Here is a 15239-nt window from a genome sequence, read left to right on the forward strand (position 1 = left end):
GCCATGAAACAACAAACCAATAGAGAGTTAGAGTCGATGTCTAATTTCGCTGCGCCAAAACAACATCGAGCGGATGTTCAAGCCATGGTGAGTAATGCCGCTCAATGCATAGCTCCCGTTTGGCCTTTAGAAACATTTATTGCCTGTAATCCCTTGCAAGGGCTAGAGAGCGTACCTTTTGAAGAAGCACTTTTAGAGGGGAGACGATTATTTGGTTGTGCTCAGGCCATTACAAAGCTTGAAGTAGTCAATCGGGAATTAATTAAATGGTGTGGGGTATTTTTAGATATGGGGCAAGGAACGATTGAAGCCCCTAATCGTAATAAAGGGTTTTATGCCGCGTTCTTAAGTCTATGCAGCTATGACAACTCATTACATCAAGGATGTCAGACTACAAAATCTTGGCTAAGTAATTTACCGGAACATGCTGAGGATACCATTATCTTATGTCTCAATAAGTTAGGTGTTGCTTCTGAGCATCAAGAATCGTTTATTAAAGAGAGCTTTACCTACCTTCCTGGATGGGCAGGCTATATCAAATGGCGCTCTGTGTGGAAAAACTCCAGTGCAACAGATGACTATTGTCCAGTAACACTAGTTGATTTCATCGCGGTACGCTTAGTCCTAACAGCCACACTTTGGCCAGAAGCACGCTGGGAAAAAAAAAGTATAAAGAATGAAGCTGCCTTAATTGAGTCGATAGTGGCACAAATAAAAGTATCAGAACAAACCTATCAGCATGAGCTCCTGAGAAAGCTCATGCCTCAAGTAAAGAGTATTCAAAGACCCAAAACAAGAGCCGATGCCCAATTGATTTTTTGTATTGACGTACGCTCCGAACCATTTCGACGAAGCCTTGAGCCACTAGGTGCCTATGAAACACTTGGCTTTGCTGGTTTTTTTGGGGTCCCTGCTCGAATTCATGATTTTAACTCGGGAACCAGTAAAGACTCCTGTCCTGTATTACTGAAGCCGCGCTATGATATTGAAGAGCAACCCATTTCTTCTGCTCTGCCTTATGTTAAGAAAAGCGAGCAGGGTAAAGAGTGCTTTAAAATCCTCAGGAATGTCTATCATGAATTAAAATATAATTTTTCAACCCCTTTTGCTTTAGTGGAAACTTTGGGCGCATGGTGCGGTATAACGATGTTAGCAAAGACCGTTGCCCCAAGTCTTAGTGACAAAACAAGTACTGCGTTCAGCCGTCGCTTAATGCCAACATTGGCGACCCAACCGGTCGTTCAAATGGACAGCTCCAGTTCCGTTTATGGCATCTCTCCTGCGGAGCAAGCGCTTTATGGTGAAGCTGTATTAAAAATGATGGGGTTAACTCAGAACTTCGCAAAACTGGTTGTATTTTGTGGGCATCGCAGCACCACTAAAAATAATCCTTATGCATCTGCTCTTGATTGTGGTGCTTGTGGCGGGAATCATGGCGGCTCGAATGCTAAAATTCTTGCAGCGATACTAAATAATCAATCAGTACGCCAAACTCTTGCAGAGCGTGGCATAACCATCCCTGATGATACTCATTTCTATGCGGCGGAGCACGACACAACCACCGATGAAATGACTCTCTATGAGACTGATTTGAGACTTCAATCTCATCAAGAGCTGCTGCAGGATTTAAGACGCGATTTAAGTCTTGCACGAGCTATAAACTCTCAGGCGCGTTGCCAAACTTTTGGGTTAAAAAAGTCATCCAACTCTATTCAAACAACCTCAACACGCAGTAGTGATTGGGCTGAGGTAAGACCTGAATGGGGCTTAGCTCGCAATGCGGCTTTTATCATAGGACCTCGTCAGTTAACCAGGCAGATCAATCTAGATGGGCGTAGTTTTCTTCACTCCTACGACTGGATGCAAGATGAGGATGGCGGCTCGCTAGAGACGATTTTAACAGCCCCCATGGTTGTTGCCGAATGGATTAATACGCAATACCTCTTCTCAACCCTTGATAATGTGAACTACGGCAGTGGCAGTAAAATCACTCATAATGTCACAGGACAACTGGGTATTATGCAAGGTAATGGCAGTGATTTAATGCATGGATTACCGCTTCAATCGGTCAATTCAAGCGATGAAGACTCTTATCACGAACCCCAACGTCTCTTAACCGTAGTTTATGCCCCGCGAGCAACAGTGGATGCAATTATTGGACGTCAAGATATTCTTAAAACCTTATTTTTTAATGGTTGGGTAACTCTCGTGGTTATCGAGCCCACAGAAGAAGTCGCCTATCAGTTAGGTAGAGAAGGCCATTGGAGTTCACTCTAATTAAAGGAGCGTTATATGAGTATTATTAAAGTTCAGGAAAAACGAGAAAGCGGGATTAGTTTACATCCTATGAAAAAAATAGAAGTTATCGTTTCAGGAGAACAGGAGCAGATGATTGCTACAATGATGAACGAGGCTAATTTATCCGGATTTACGTTGCTACGCAATATTTCAGGTAAAGGACATCATGGATTTCATGAAGGAAAGCTTCTTTTTAATGACAAAGCAACTCTAGTCATGTTTATTGCGGTGGCACCTGAAGAGGCAATAGCCACCATTGCTTTAGGCATGAAAATCTTATTCCAAAAAAATTCAGGGGTGATGTTTGTATCGGATGTTGCTGTGGCACGGTTAGACTATTTTTAGTTAAATCATGGTGAACTACTGGCAATTAGTTCACCATGATTCACGTTGATAGGGAAAAAGCATGCATTATAGAAATGAACATGTTTTACTCGCATCCAAACATGAAAAAGAAAGGGTTATACAGCCTATATTTCATGAGAAAATTGGTTGTAAACTATTTACATCTGATTTTGATACGGATCAGTTTGGAACCTTCACGGGCGAGATCCCTAGGAATCAGAATGCCTATGAAACCTGTATTCTAAAAGCTAGAACTGCGGCAATTGCTGCTGATTGTTTTTTTAGCATTGCGAGTGAAGGCAGTTTTGGACCGCATCCATCGATACCCTTTTTTGCAAGTGATCATGAAATTATGGTCTTTATTGATTTGAAGAACGATTGGATTATTGCCGAACAACTCGTCACACCAAAAACCAATTATAAGATGGTGACTCTGCATCCAGGTACAGCTATTGAGACATTTTTACGCTCAGTACAATTCCCAAGCCACGCACTAACTCTTCAAGTAAACCATTCAAAAGAAATTCTTGGAAAAGGCATACAAGATCTTGAGCTTCTGGATAACCTAATAAAAATAGGCTTTACCAAAGGAGATGAATTGCTTTTGGCCACTGACATGCGCGCAATGATGAATCCTACACGGATGGAAGCATTATCCTCCTTAGCAGAAAAATTGGCCGCACGCATTTTAACCTGCTGCAGTGCTTGCGGCGCACCTGGATTTGGTTTCGTATCCACAACAGAACAGTTATCGTGCAGCCTATGTGACTCTCCTACATCAATGCATCGATTTGAGGTTTGGGGTTGTGTTTCCTGTGAGAATAAAGAAAAAAAACCAAGGCGTGACGATTTGGAAAAAGCGGAGCCAACCTATTGCAACTACTGTAATCCATAATCTTATTTTTAAGGGTTACTGACCTTGGTCCGCAGACAAACAGTGATTCAAGAGTCTCTAACGTTTGGAAGGTTTACTTGTTAGAACCCTAAAAAATAACATTATAAAAATTGATATTATATAATGCACGAACCATTTGATAAGTATGAAAAAAATATGAATGATAAAAAACAATGGGTTAACCGACATGAACATCCCGGGTTTTTAAAAAATGCGCTTGCAATCAGCGGTTCCGTGACACCCAGAGTATTTAAAAAAGTGCTATTTATGGTTGGTTATTCTTCTTTTATCTCATGCCTTTATTATTTTATACCGTCAATATCCTTACCCATAGGGCCATTTGAGTATGCTGGATTGATGATGGGACTAATATTGGTTTTTAGAGTGAATGCAGGGTATGACCGCTGGTGGGAGGCAAGAAAAATATGGGGAAACGTCGTCAATCAAAGCAGGAATCTTGCCATTATTATCTCAAATTACCCCAGCACGAGGAACATGAATTGGAGCAATAAGGTAACAAATTATATTGCAGCACTTCCTTATCTGATGAAAAATAATTTACGAGGAGATGCCTCAGTTGAGGGAATAAGACACTTGGTTGATACCCCACTTCTGTCAATTTTAGAACAATCAGAACACAAGCCTAATGCCTTGTCGTCAATTATTGCGCAGGAACTTAATCGAGTCCGTCTTAGCAATGAACTGGATTCTTTTTCATTTCTACAGGCAGAGGAAAAACGCGCTCTGATTCTTGACAGCCAAGGTGCTTGTGAACGTATTCTAAAAACGCCGATGCCCTTTGTGATGGCAGTCAAATCTAGGCGTTTCATTTTTTCATTTTTACTGGCTCTGCCATTTGCTTTAGTCACTGTTTCTCTTTTGATTAGTCCAGTCATTAGTGGTTTGGTAGCCTATGCTTTATTTTCATTAGATCAAATTGGTATTGAGCTACAAAATCCTTTTTCAGAAGAGCGGTTAAGTCATTTACCTTTAAATGATATTTGCGAGACGATTGAAAAGAATATTATCGAAATCCAGAAGATAACGCAGTGATGGTATTTTAGAGCCCAAGGGCTAGATGTTGAAGAGTGTGATTTGTTTTCATTCCTTGCCTTAATACAGTTCGCAGAACTCGTAAAAATGATAAAAGGGCAAGCCTTTGAAGAGTAAAATTAGCCTATCAAATGCCGTGTTGCTATTTCAAACGGTATACTCGCTAAATTTTTATTTTTGGCTTCAACCATAATATCAAAATGGCTCCTAAACGTTCCTGCCCAAGCATTGCATGCGCTATTCCACATCAAGTCACTATGCTGCCTGAGCTGGCTTTTATTGTATCCTTGAGACAGTAGCCTATTTAAATCAGGAAGAATATCAGTCTCATGCTGGTCTAATATGCGCTCTGGTGTCACAGAATAATGGATGACTGGTCGAACACCGCGCCAGCTATCAATGACACGACGAACCCGGTCATCAGTGACTTGAATGTATTCCCCTGTTTTTATCCAGTGATGGTGAATATCTAAAACCAGTGCTAGGTTTTTTTCAAGCTCTAAGCTTGCATCAAGACCCCATGACATTTCATCGTTCTCAATAGTAATCGAATTTCTTGCTTCGGGTGATAACCGCCCTAAAATTAATTTAATGCCCTCAGGCCCTTGCTTACCAGAAATGTGCACGTTGCATTTAAAATCCTGAAATATTTTACCGTATCCCATCCACCTGATTAAATTGGCATGGTATTCAAATTCAGCAATGCTGCGTTCGACAACATCGGGTGTAGTACTGGCAAGAACCACAAATTGCCCAGGGTGCATACTCAGGCGGACATCTAATTGGCGAGCCAAGTCACCCGCAATACGAAATTTTTCTTCAAGAAAAGTTAAAACATCTGCTTGTTGCCAAAAATACTTTAGTTTCGGATGCGTAAAGCCGGGGAGTTGATCACTACCTATTCGAACCATTCGTTGCTCTGGAACTAAATGTCCCACATAGTCAATAAGATTGTAAACAGAGCGCGTATTGTGGGTGATAATTTCCCATAATTTTTTTTCCACTTCATCCTTGCTTCTCGACTCGAGCCACTTAATGGTTGTTGTTTTTTCAGAATAATTTTGTTGTATTTCTTTTAAAATTTTGGGGCTTTGATTTTGATTCAAATCCATATATTTGCATGCAAATCCTACTCGCTTGAAAACCATTATTCGACAACCTTGTGGAATACACTTAATTATTGTTTGTTGCTGAAAATTCCTATCTTTAAAAAAGATGAAGAATGAGGCAGATAAGAGCAAAAGCAACAATGAGAGCGCTATGTTCTATATTAAACTTTTAGTTCTATCGATGGTAGTTTTTTCGCATGAACTTGGTATGAGGCTCGCTGATTCGTCCTAAAGCATAATGCCCTGTTATGTATATATTCTGTCCAGCCAACGCACGAGTTGCGGAATGCTAAGCTTATAAAGTATAGGATTAAATTAAAGACTATAATTAAATAGTTCAATTTTATGGGAATATGAATTATGCCAAACAAGACGCACGAAGAATTAGTAAAGGATGCTCAAAACAAATCAAAGGTGATTGCTTTAATTTACTCGCCAATTGAATTGCATGAGTATATTGTTGAAATAATCTCAAAAGATTCTGAAAAATTTATGCAGAAAGGTAATCAAATCATTCATTTTAACTCTGTCGATCAGGCCCTATATCATGCCACAAATTATGGAGCAGAGGAGTTTTTTCTTTGTGCAGATAATACTTATGATGAATGTGGTTCGAGTGGTCCGGCACAAAAATTTGATTACATACCAATTCATTCAAAATATAAACGATCTAGCAATTAGAATCAGTTATTTATGGCGATTGATCAAATGGATGGAGTTAGTTGGAATTATCTGGGATGTTAAACTAGTGCCAAATCAGTTTTAGAAATCTGATTCAAGCACAAAAATTGATAAGGAACGTTTATGAAATTAATAACCTTGTTTTTAGTGACGATGATTTCAGTGTTCATCATGGATATGATTTGGTTAGGATTAATTGCAAAAAATATATATGCACAAAATATTGGTATGTTGCTGCGTAAATCCGGTGATGCCATGACCCCAATATGGTGGGCTGCGGTGGTTGTTTATGTATGCATCACTATAGGAATTCTCTTTTTTGTACTTCCAAAAGCCCAGGGCAATTATTTTCAAGCGTTTTCTGGAGGGGTAATTCTTGGTTTAGTCACCTATGGTATTTATGATTTTACCAACTATTCCATACTTGCAAATTGGCCCTGGAAAATTACATTCATCGATTTTATTTGGGGAATGGTTCTATGCGGATTGAGTAGTCTTTTTGCCACATTTATTCAGAATCGATTTTTCGCTTAAACCAAGGAAAAAACATTGATGTTTGCTTTTGGTAATCGATGTAGGTTTGTCCTCTTGATTGCACCGATCCGCGCTCCGTCAGAGGCCCAGTGATCTGGGTAAATATTAGATATAAAACCAGGGGTGAAACAATTCCAAAGTATCCCTTATGTGATTGAAAGGCAAACAAAGTAAAGCCTAACCATGTCAACCAATCAAAAAAATAATTTGGATGCCTTGAGTAATTCCATAGGCCTATGTCGCATACGCTACCTTTATGCCCTATTTTGAATCTATAAAGTTGTAAATCAGCTACTGTTTCACCAATAATTCCAACTATGACCATACCGATAGCAATTCTGTCTGTTAGAGTCAGGGTGGCGCTGTTTGAGTTGCTAATCAAATAAAATACAAATGAAATGATAAAAATTAATAACCCCTGCAATTGAAAATTAAGAAAAAAACCAAGGGACTGATTTATTTTCCAATTATTGCTTAGTTCTGTATAACGTTTATCTAGATGACCTTGATGAATTCTGGTGTACCAGAGATACCCCGCTAATCTTAAAGCCCATAGTATAAGAAGCGCACTAGCTACAGTGGTACGTGGTGTTTTAGGCATCGATTCTAAGTAAATTAATCCGGACATCATAAGACCAATTGACCAGGAAGCATCAACAACAGACGGATTTTTTAATAATCGATAAACAATCCACACGAAAGACATTTGCAATACAAGATAAAAAAAGACGATGGCAATCACATTCATTTTATATCCATTATTTTCTTATAAACGTACACGACAAAAGGAAGCAAAATCAGCCAAATTGCTCCGATGAGGAAGCAGGTTTTATATCCATAAGGAAAAAATGCTGCCCCCATTTTCGCACCAATTGCATAAGCTAAAGTGAAGCCCATGAATGATAATAATCCTAATAGAGTTAAATGACTAAAAAGCTTGTCCAATGTTGCATATAAAATAACTGTAAAGCTTATCCAAATGGTTATCATCCAAGGTGAGGTAACATAAGGAGAAAATGGATTTGCTGCAAAAATAATAACCCCACTTGAAATTAACAGGCTATCAATCAGAGTGCTGATAAAAATGACCAATCCTAACAAACACCAAAGCCCATGAGTATTATGTTGAATTTGATATTGCCAAAAAATTTGCAATAATACACAGACTATAACGATAAAGGAGCTCAACCACGCATAACCACGAGCAGCTAATGTGATGCAAAAAAACCAAGCTATATAATAAGTGATCAAATGAAATAAATAATGAAATTTCTTCATTCTCTTTTCCGCCACAAGGCATGAATAACGCTAATGTAATTACTTTCAAAACCTGCCCCTGAATAGCAAAAATAAAATTGCCACATTCGAATAAAATTCTCAGTAAATCCTTGAGCAAGAATGTTTTGCTTATTGGCTAATAATTTATTATGCCAGTCATTTAATGTAGCTACATAATGTTTGCCAATATCTTCAAATGATATCAATTGCATTTTTGTTTGGGTTGCAATGGATTTGGATATGGAAAAAACTGAAGGCAGGCATCCGCCGGGGAAAATGTATTTCTTAATAAAATCAACTTCATTCTTTGCTGCCTCATAAGCCTGATCATTAATCACAATGGCTTGTAAGAAAAACATTCCTTGAGGTTTAACTAACTGATTGCATTGATGAAAAAATGCATCAAAATACTTATGCCCAACGGCCTCAATCATTTCAATTGATAACACTTTATCGTACTGACCTGATAATTTACGATAATCAAGATTCAACAATTCGATCCGACTTTCTAACCCTAGCTGTTTAATTTTTTCTTTGACAAAAGCATATTGTTTATCAGAAATTGTTGTCGTAGTAATTTTGCAGCCGTATTCTTGAGCCGCATACAATGCAAAACCACCCCATCCCGTACCAATTTCCAAAACATGATCACCAGGTTTCAATTCTAATTTATTACAAATTCGTTGTATTTTTTTGTTTGCAGCCTCATCCAGACTGATGTCAGATGGTTCATAAAGTGCGCAGGAGTACATCATGGATGGGTCAAGAATTAATTGAAAAAAATCATTGCCTATATCATAGTGAGCCAAAATATTATCTTTAGCTCGTAGTATAGTGTTCATTTTTAATTTATGGCTAATAGTCCTTATCCAGCTAAACAAGCGCGCAAAAGGGGTTTCTATATTATTAAATAAAGTGTCATTTTTTATAAATAGCTCAATTAATTTTTGTAAATCATCTGTACTCCAATCTCCATCGATGTAACTTTTACCTGCTCCCACAGAACCTTCCAACAGTATTTTTTTATAGGCTCGAGGCTGAATTATATGAAGAGTGGCATTTTGTGCATTAACTGCATTGATATCTCCAAATACATGACTCTCATTACCTTCATTAACCTGGATTGTTCCTTGTTGTATTCTCTTTAATACGTTTAGGATGATTTTTTTTGATAGGGCTTCACCCTGCCTAAATCTCGCATTATTATTCTCAACCATTTGGCTATGTCCTTTTATCCCTTTTTGGATGGAAATGAAACGGTACACCTTTCAGCCATAATTTTAATGCTTGCCAATATATTGCAACAGCTAATTTATAAGTTATCCATGGATAACGTTTAAATACTTTCGTAAATAAGGGTGCTTTTTGAGCTGATGCTTTGAGCCTGAGCGTGGCATCAAAGTCCTTTTTCCCATCAATATGATTTTCCATATGGACGATAATTTCTCGCTTATTTAACTTAAGATTAAATTGGTACTCATAATTCATAGCCATAAATGGAGACACATGCAATTCTTTTTGAAATTGATAATGGTACAGATCATTTTTTGGTTTGCCTGAACTTTCCAGCACGTAGTTATGTTTTTCGCCCCATGGAGTGTTAGTGACCTCAATAATCAAATAATCCAACTGTTGATTGGTTTCATCAAAAATAAAATACAAACTGATGGGGTTAAAGCAATAGCCAAGACAGGTAAGATGAGTTAATAAGTATATTTTTCCTTTCGGGTAGGTATGAAATTTTGCAACAACCAGTTGCCTTGCGTATTCATCCAGAGGAATCTCGGGATGACTCAGATAATTTATACGACGAAAGGAGAACCAATTAAATTTCTCAATTGAAACTTGTTTTATGTCTTTGAATGAATTGGGTAGATCGCCAATATCAAAACAAAACATAAATAATTTGTAGGAAAATTGATGCGTCTTTGGGGTAAAGCGCCGATGCCTCACTTCTCCAGTAAAAATAAGGTTCTCAAACATCTAGTTCCTCAATTAGTCTGCATGTATTGATTGCGCTGTTCACACCATCTTCGTGAAAACCATAGCCCCAATAGCTTCCAACGTAGTAGGTTTTATTTGTTCCATTTATCAATTTAATTTGTTGTTGGGCCTTCAGCGCAGCTTGATCAAGACAAGGATGGGCGTACGTAAAACGCTGAATAATTTTGCTACTGTCAATTGTCCCTGCAAGATTTACTGATACAAAGAAATTAGTGCGTGATTGAATCGATTGCAAGCGATTCATGTAGTATGTGAGCGAGGGAGATGAGCTCCCATTATCTAAATAATTCCAACTGGCCCATGATAATTTTCGTCTAGGCATAATCTGCTCGTCAGTATGAAGAACCACTTCATTTTCTGTAAATTTTATTGCTGAAAGGATATTTATTTCCTCTTCAGTAGGGTGTGAAAGAAGTTTTAAAGCTTGGTCGCTATGGGTGGCAATGACAACGCAATCGAAAATGGACTCATTAAATTCGGATTTCAAAACCACATGATTTGCTGCGCGCTGTATCGTTTCAATTGTAGTATTTAAGAAAATTCGGTCGTTAAGCTTTTTGATCAACGATGGAATATAGCTTTTTGAACCCTGAGTAATAACATACCACGGAGGTCTATTGTATAAATCCAGTAAGCCATGATTTGCATAAAACTTGAAAATAAAATGAGCAGAACAATGCAAAGTATCTTCTTTATTTTTCGACCAAACGGCTGACATCATGGGGATGAGATAACATTCCATAAATTGATCTGAGTACTGGTGGCGTTCTAAAAACTCTTTAATTGAAATATCTTTACTTTGAGCTTGTGCAAGGAATTTTTTAGCATCATCATTAAATAATAGTATTTCTTTGATAAAGCGATAAAAACTTAGTTTGAATAAATTGCGACGATCCGAAAACAGGGTGTTCAAGCTATGGCCATTATATTCGAAACCGCTACTTATTGAGCGGTAACTAAAACTCATTTCACTCAGTTGAATCGGTATATTAAGTTTCTCAATTAATTTGAAAAAATTGGGATAGGTTTTCTTATTAAAAACAATAAACCCAGTATCAATAGAGTATTGTTCATCCTCAATATCGACCGAAACTGTATTCGTATGGCCACCAAGGTAATCATTTGCCTCAAATAATGAAACATCGTAGCGTTCACTAAGTAAATAGGCACTAACCAAACCCGAGATACCTGAGCCAATAACCGCGATCCGTTTCGACAAATAAATCCTTTCTCAAATGCATGCGAAGGAATAAACTTAACATAATTAGCTGATGATAAAAAACAAAATTATCTAATGTTGACAATATCAAGGAGAGACAATGGCTCATTACTTAGTAATTGCTGCAAGTAGTTCTATTGGGCAAGCAGTGACCAACGCTTTAAAGGCACAAGGTGATAGCGTTTTTACTACAGCTAGAGACAAAACCAAAATTAATCCGGACATCTTATTAGATGCTACTGATTTCGATGCGGTAAAGGAAGCGTTTCAACTGGCAGGAACTATCGATGGTGTGCTTAATTGCAGTGGCTCTTTATTATTAAAACCGGCACATACAACCCTTAAAGAGCAATACCAAAGTGTCATTGACGCCTCGTTAACCACGTCATTCGCAACAGTGCATGCTGCTGGACATTACATGAAGAAAGGAGGCTCTGTAGTATTAATTGCATCTGCAGCTGCTTTAGTAGGGCTAGCTAATCATGAGGCAATCGCTGCAGCAAAGGCGGGTATTATTGGATTAGCTCAATCAGCCGCAGCAACTTATGCGACCAATAACCTGCGTTTTAATGTAGTTGCTCCCGGCATGGTTGACTCATCTTTAACCACTCAATTAATAAAAAACGAAGTTATGCATCATGCATCAAAGGCTATGCATGCATTAGGTCGCATTGGTAAACCTGAAGATATTGCACAAGCAATTTTATTTCTTTTAAATCCCAAAAATAATTGGATAACAGGACAAGTAATCGCTGTCGATGGCGGATTAAGCAGGGTTCGGCCTAAGATGAAAATTTAAATGAGTGCAGATAAGGCGACAGTTAAAATATTCATTGAAGCCCCTTTAATTGAGTAACCATATCGCATAATTTAAATAAGTTGCAAAAAGCAACCAAATAAAATAGGGAGCAAGCAATAAACGGATCTCATTTTTTTTATTTTTAATTGAATAAATAGTAAGAAAGGTTAAAGAGGTCATTATCAAGATCCAGATCAAACTAAAACCAATCCAATGGAATTGAAAAAAAAGTGGCGTCCATGCCCAATTCATCAAAAGTTGGGCCATATAGAAATAGAAGGCAGCGCGTATCTCGATATTTTCGCGTTGTCGCCAAAGCGCCCATCCTGCAACTGCAAGAAGCACATATAAAATTGTCCAAACAATTCCAAATACCCAGCCTGGAGGAGTGAGCGTTGATTTATTTAAGCCCTCATACCAAGAGTGAAGATTGGATTGCGTTAATAACCCTAATAAAAATCCGATTACTTGAAAAGTAACAATCCAAATAGTCAGTGTAATCCAGCTTTTTTTGTTCAAACTCTTCTCTCCATACCTCCATCGCTCCGGTTGATGATATGAAAAGTTTCTTGGAAAAACAACATCACAAACGAGAGGCTTTTTATAGAAGTAGGCTCTTATAATTTGGATGGATTAATTATGACGTGTTTATATTAGAGAAGAGCTAATGTGTTATATTGTTATAAACATCACCGATGCATTCCCTTTACAATTAAAAGAAATTTGGCTCTGAAGCCACTAAAAAATTAATGGTGGATGCTTTGTAATTTTATTCCAACTCTAAAAAAGAAGAGTAGTTTATGAAACCTTATTTTTTAATTTTTGGCTTTGGATATACTGCCAAAGTCCTTTCCTCCAAGCTAATTTCACAAGGTTTTAACGTAATCGGAACAAAGCGTAGTTTAGATGAAGAAGAGTTAGAGGTTACTCAAGGAATCAAACTGATTAATTTTAATTCCCCTAATATCGAAGATTATCTAAGTCAGGCGAGTCATATTTTAATTTCTATTCCCCCAACAAACTCCCCTTGTGATTCCGTGTTGATAAAATACGGGGACATGATAAGAAAACAAGCTGGTCAACTTAAATGGTTGGGCTATCTTTCATCCACCGGGGTCTACGGGAATCATGAGGGAGCATGGGTTGATGAAAAATCGATGTGCATTCCTCATACTCCAACAGCTATACAGCGTCTACAAGCAGAACAAGCTTGGCTCTCGTTTGCAAAAATAAATCAATTACCTCTTCAGGTCTTTAGGCTGTCCGGGATTTATGGTCCTGGTCGAAATGTTTTTGAACGCCTGCAACGTGGAAAAAAACAAAGTATATACAAAAAAGAACAGGTTTTTTGCCGTATTCATGTTGAGGATATCGTCTCTGTTCTTCTAGCCTCAATGAACTCCATTAACAACTTATCTATTTATAATGTATCAGATGATGAGCCGGCACCCTTGCATACAGTAGAGCACTATGCTTCTTCTTTGCTCCAGCGAGAACCACCTCCTTTAGTTCCATGGTCAGAGGCCTCGCTATCACCATTAGAGAAAGAATTTTATAGCAACAACCGCCGTGTTTCTAATTTGAAAATAAAAAAGGAGCTTCATATCACTCTCAAATATCCTACCTTTCGTGAAGGTTTAACCCAAATTTGGAGAGACGATTTTGCACCCTAAAACTTGACTCAATTGGTTGTAGACATTGTTGTTTTCCAATCATTGAATTTATTAGGTTTGATATTATAAGTTAACATTTTGATCGTGCCGGACCTCTCCAGGAATAGTCTTTTTTATCATAACTATTGATCGCAATTTAAAGACTAAAAGTTCCTCCTTTCGCCAATAGCAGAGCGAATTCTTCCTTTGGAATCGGTTTGCTAAAAATATATCCTTGAATTATATCGCATTTTATTGATTTTAATTGTTCTAATTCTTCTCTTGTTTCTACGCCTTCAGCAATCGTTATTAAATTAAGTTTTTTTGCCAAATTAATGGTCATAGTAACGATTTCTAAGGTTTTAGGTTTTGTTATCTCTTGTATAAATGACATATCAATTTTTATTGTGCTAAATGGGCATTTATTAAGATAATTAAGAGAAGAATATCCTGTACCAAAGTCATCTAGGGACAGTTTTATGCCTAAATCTCGCATCTCTAGTAAATCCTTAAGAATGTTTTCATGATTTTCTAGGAGTACGCTTTCAGTAATTTCTAATTCCAAGCTTTCGGGCAAAATCCCAGTTTCTAAAATAATATCTTTAATCATATCCAAAAATCCTGGATGATTGATTTGACAGGCAGAAAGGTTAACTGCCAAGTTAAGCTCTTTATAACCTTCAGTATGCCATTCCTTCAGTTGCTGGCATGCTTCTCTCAATAACCATAAACCAATTGGGATAATTAGTTTAGTTTTTTCACAAAGCGAAATGTAGTAGCTGGGAGATATTAAACCCTTTTCTGGATGTCTCCAACGCAATAAAGCCTCTGCTCCGACAATATGATAGTTCTTTGCAGCAACAAGAGGTTGATAATAAACTTCGAATTGATTTTTATCTAATGCATTTTGTAGATCATTATCAGATATTAAAATTCCGTCGGTATAAAGGAATTTATCATTGTTTTTACTCGCGTACAGTTGAAACGCTTCTTGAATAGTTTCAAGTAAAAAATTGGTATCCCAGGGCTTAGCTATAAATTTATAAATAGCACCCTCGTTAATACTTTTTTCAATGATATCAAAGTCTGCATAGCCACTCATAATTAAACGGATGATTTCTGGATATAATTCTTTTATTCTTTTTAGCAGTTCTGCGCCACTCATGTTAGGCATTCGGTAATCAGAGATAATCACTTGTATTGGCGTTTTTTTTAGTGTATTTAAGGCTTCTTCGCCATTTGACGCAGTAAAAACCTTATAACCTCTTTTTTTAAAAAGGGCATACAAAACCTTTAATATTTGCGGCTCATCTTCAACTAATAATATTATTTTATTCATAATATTCCCCAGAAAACTCCGCTGCGCATCAGA

16 protein-coding genes are annotated in these 15239 nt (G+C 37.5%); 8 read left to right on the plus strand and 8 right to left on the minus strand.

What is annotated here, in order from left to right; translation table 11 throughout:
- Window positions 1-3: 3 nt before the first annotated feature.
- The 4 genes from Ldro_RS05445 to Ldro_RS05460 all read left to right on the plus strand — a co-directional run bounded on the left by Ldro_RS05445 (window position 4) and on the right by Ldro_RS05460 (window position 4591).
- Entirely contained in the window at window positions 4-2277 is a 2274-nt protein-coding gene (locus Ldro_RS05445) for a DUF2309 domain-containing protein (protein WP_238583975.1), read from the plus strand.
- Between the two features lie 15 nt (window positions 2278-2292).
- The gene (locus Ldro_RS05450) at window positions 2293-2643 is read left to right on the plus strand and encodes a P-II family nitrogen regulator (protein WP_058495396.1); all 351 of its coding nucleotides are present in this window, start codon (window positions 2293-2295) and stop codon (window positions 2641-2643) included.
- Between the two features lie 61 nt (window positions 2644-2704).
- The gene (locus tag Ldro_RS05455; RefSeq protein WP_058495397.1) at window positions 2705-3538 is read left to right on the plus strand and encodes a DUF6671 family protein; all 834 of its coding nucleotides are present in this window, start codon (window positions 2705-2707) and stop codon (window positions 3536-3538) included.
- 123 nt (window positions 3539-3661) lie between these two features.
- Window positions 3662-4591, plus strand: coding sequence for a bestrophin family protein (locus Ldro_RS05460; protein WP_238583976.1), 930 nt, complete (start codon window positions 3662-3664; stop codon window positions 4589-4591).
- Window positions 4592-4710: 119 nt separating this feature from the next.
- Here Ldro_RS05460 and Ldro_RS05465 read toward each other — a convergent pair whose 3' ends face one another.
- Window positions 4711-5739: an apurinic/apyrimidinic endonuclease family protein gene (locus Ldro_RS05465; RefSeq protein WP_065235904.1), complete on the minus strand. Its 1029-nt coding sequence runs from the start codon at window positions 5737-5739 to the stop codon at window positions 4711-4713.
- 321 nt (window positions 5740-6060) lie between these two features.
- On the opposite strand from Ldro_RS05465, the gene Ldro_RS05470 reads away from it, so the two are divergent.
- Together Ldro_RS05470 and Ldro_RS05475 are read left to right on the plus strand one after the other, a co-directional pair.
- Window positions 6061-6381, plus strand: coding sequence for a DUF6482 family protein (locus tag Ldro_RS05470; RefSeq protein WP_058495399.1), 321 nt, complete (start codon window positions 6061-6063; stop codon window positions 6379-6381).
- 123 nt (window positions 6382-6504) lie between these two features.
- Window positions 6505-6915: a DUF2177 family protein gene (locus Ldro_RS05475; protein ID WP_058495400.1), complete on the plus strand. Its 411-nt coding sequence runs from the start codon at window positions 6505-6507 to the stop codon at window positions 6913-6915.
- Here the strand turns inward: Ldro_RS05475 and Ldro_RS05480 are convergent.
- Genes Ldro_RS05480 through Ldro_RS05500 form a run of 5 tightly spaced genes read right to left on the minus strand, consistent with a single transcriptional unit; the run spans window position 6890 to window position 11416 of the window.
- Window positions 6890-7663 carry a DUF1295 domain-containing protein gene (locus Ldro_RS05480; RefSeq protein ID WP_058495401.1) on the minus strand — a complete coding sequence of 258 codons (774 nt, stop codon included), beginning with the start codon at window positions 7661-7663 and terminating at the stop codon, window positions 6890-6892. The genes Ldro_RS05475 and Ldro_RS05480 overlap by 26 nt on opposite strands.
- Window positions 7660-8193, minus strand: a complete 534-nt coding sequence (locus Ldro_RS05485; RefSeq protein ID WP_058495402.1) for a DUF2878 domain-containing protein — start codon at window positions 8191-8193, stop codon at window positions 7660-7662. Before Ldro_RS05485 ends, Ldro_RS05480 begins: the two co-directional genes overlap by 4 nt.
- Window positions 8190-9410, minus strand: coding sequence for an SAM-dependent methyltransferase (locus Ldro_RS05490; RefSeq protein ID WP_058495403.1), 1221 nt, complete (start codon window positions 9408-9410; stop codon window positions 8190-8192). Before Ldro_RS05490 ends, Ldro_RS05485 begins: the two co-directional genes overlap by 4 nt.
- 4 nt (window positions 9411-9414) lie before the next feature.
- A complete protein-coding gene (locus Ldro_RS05495; RefSeq protein ID WP_058495404.1) occupies window positions 9415-10176 on the minus strand; it encodes a DUF1365 domain-containing protein in 762 nt (253 codons plus the stop codon).
- Window positions 10169-11416 (minus strand): NAD(P)/FAD-dependent oxidoreductase, encoded by a 1248-nt coding sequence (locus tag Ldro_RS05500; protein WP_058495405.1) that lies wholly within the window; start codon window positions 11414-11416, stop codon window positions 10169-10171. Before Ldro_RS05500 ends, Ldro_RS05495 begins: the two co-directional genes overlap by 8 nt.
- Window positions 11417-11516: 100 nt before the next feature.
- Between Ldro_RS05500 and Ldro_RS05505 the strand changes: the two genes are divergently transcribed.
- Window positions 11517-12215 carry an SDR family NAD(P)-dependent oxidoreductase gene (locus tag Ldro_RS05505; RefSeq protein ID WP_058495406.1) on the plus strand — a complete coding sequence of 233 codons (699 nt, stop codon included), beginning with the start codon at window positions 11517-11519 and terminating at the stop codon, window positions 12213-12215.
- 45 nt (window positions 12216-12260) lie between these two features.
- On the opposite strand, the gene Ldro_RS05510 is transcribed toward Ldro_RS05505, so the two are convergent.
- Window positions 12261-12734 carry a TspO/MBR family protein gene (locus tag Ldro_RS05510; protein WP_058495407.1) on the minus strand — a complete coding sequence of 158 codons (474 nt, stop codon included), beginning with the start codon at window positions 12732-12734 and terminating at the stop codon, window positions 12261-12263.
- Window positions 12735-13015: 281 nt separating this feature from the next.
- Here Ldro_RS05510 and Ldro_RS05515 point away from each other — a divergent pair, with 281 nt between their 5' ends.
- Entirely contained in the window at window positions 13016-13888 is an 873-nt protein-coding gene (locus Ldro_RS05515; RefSeq protein WP_058495408.1) for an SDR family oxidoreductase, read from the plus strand.
- A gap of 136 nt (window positions 13889-14024) precedes the next feature.
- On the opposite strand, the gene Ldro_RS05520 is transcribed toward Ldro_RS05515, so the two are convergent.
- The gene (locus Ldro_RS05520; RefSeq protein WP_058495409.1) at window positions 14025-15206 is read right to left on the minus strand and encodes an EAL domain-containing response regulator; all 1182 of its coding nucleotides are present in this window, start codon (window positions 15204-15206) and stop codon (window positions 14025-14027) included.
- Window positions 15207-15239: the final 33 nt, after the last annotated feature.

It is taken from the genome of Legionella drozanskii LLAP-1, assembly GCF_001467585.1.
Taxonomy (GTDB): domain Bacteria; phylum Pseudomonadota; class Gammaproteobacteria; order Legionellales; family Legionellaceae; genus Tatlockia; species Tatlockia drozanskii.

Excerpts from the sequence above, each read along its gene's own strand:
- Ldro_RS05490 (WP_058495403.1), bottom strand. The coding sequence starts at position 9,410 with ATGGTTGAGAATAATAATGCGAGATTTAGGCAGGGTGAAGCCCTATCA.
- Ldro_RS05460 (WP_238583976.1), top strand. The coding sequence starts at position 3,662 with ATGCACGAACCATTTGATAAGTATGAAAAAAATATGAATGATAAAAAA.
- Ldro_RS05445 (WP_238583975.1), top strand. The coding sequence starts at position 4 with ATGAAACAACAAACCAATAGAGAGTTAGAGTCGATGTCTAATTTCGCT.
- Ldro_RS05495 (WP_058495404.1), bottom strand. The coding sequence starts at position 10,176 with ATGTTTGAGAACCTTATTTTTACTGGAGAAGTGAGGCATCGGCGCTTT.
- Ldro_RS05480 (WP_058495401.1), bottom strand. The coding sequence starts at position 7,663 with ATGAATGTGATTGCCATCGTCTTTTTTTATCTTGTATTGCAAATGTCT.
- Ldro_RS05485 (WP_058495402.1), bottom strand. The coding sequence starts at position 8,193 with ATGAAGAAATTTCATTATTTATTTCATTTGATCACTTATTATATAGCT.
- Ldro_RS05465 (WP_065235904.1), bottom strand. The coding sequence starts at position 5,739 with ATGGTTTTCAAGCGAGTAGGATTTGCATGCAAATATATGGATTTGAAT.
- Ldro_RS05450 (WP_058495396.1), top strand. The coding sequence starts at position 2,293 with ATGAGTATTATTAAAGTTCAGGAAAAACGAGAAAGCGGGATTAGTTTA.
- Ldro_RS05475 (WP_058495400.1), top strand. The coding sequence starts at position 6,505 with ATGAAATTAATAACCTTGTTTTTAGTGACGATGATTTCAGTGTTCATC.
- Ldro_RS05505 (WP_058495406.1), top strand. The coding sequence starts at position 11,517 with ATGGCTCATTACTTAGTAATTGCTGCAAGTAGTTCTATTGGGCAAGCA.
- Ldro_RS05455 (WP_058495397.1), top strand. The coding sequence starts at position 2,705 with ATGCATTATAGAAATGAACATGTTTTACTCGCATCCAAACATGAAAAA.
- Ldro_RS05515 (WP_058495408.1), top strand. The coding sequence starts at position 13,016 with ATGAAACCTTATTTTTTAATTTTTGGCTTTGGATATACTGCCAAAGTC.
- Ldro_RS05470 (WP_058495399.1), top strand. The coding sequence starts at position 6,061 with ATGCCAAACAAGACGCACGAAGAATTAGTAAAGGATGCTCAAAACAAA.
- Ldro_RS05520 (WP_058495409.1), bottom strand. The coding sequence starts at position 15,206 with ATGAATAAAATAATATTATTAGTTGAAGATGAGCCGCAAATATTAAAG.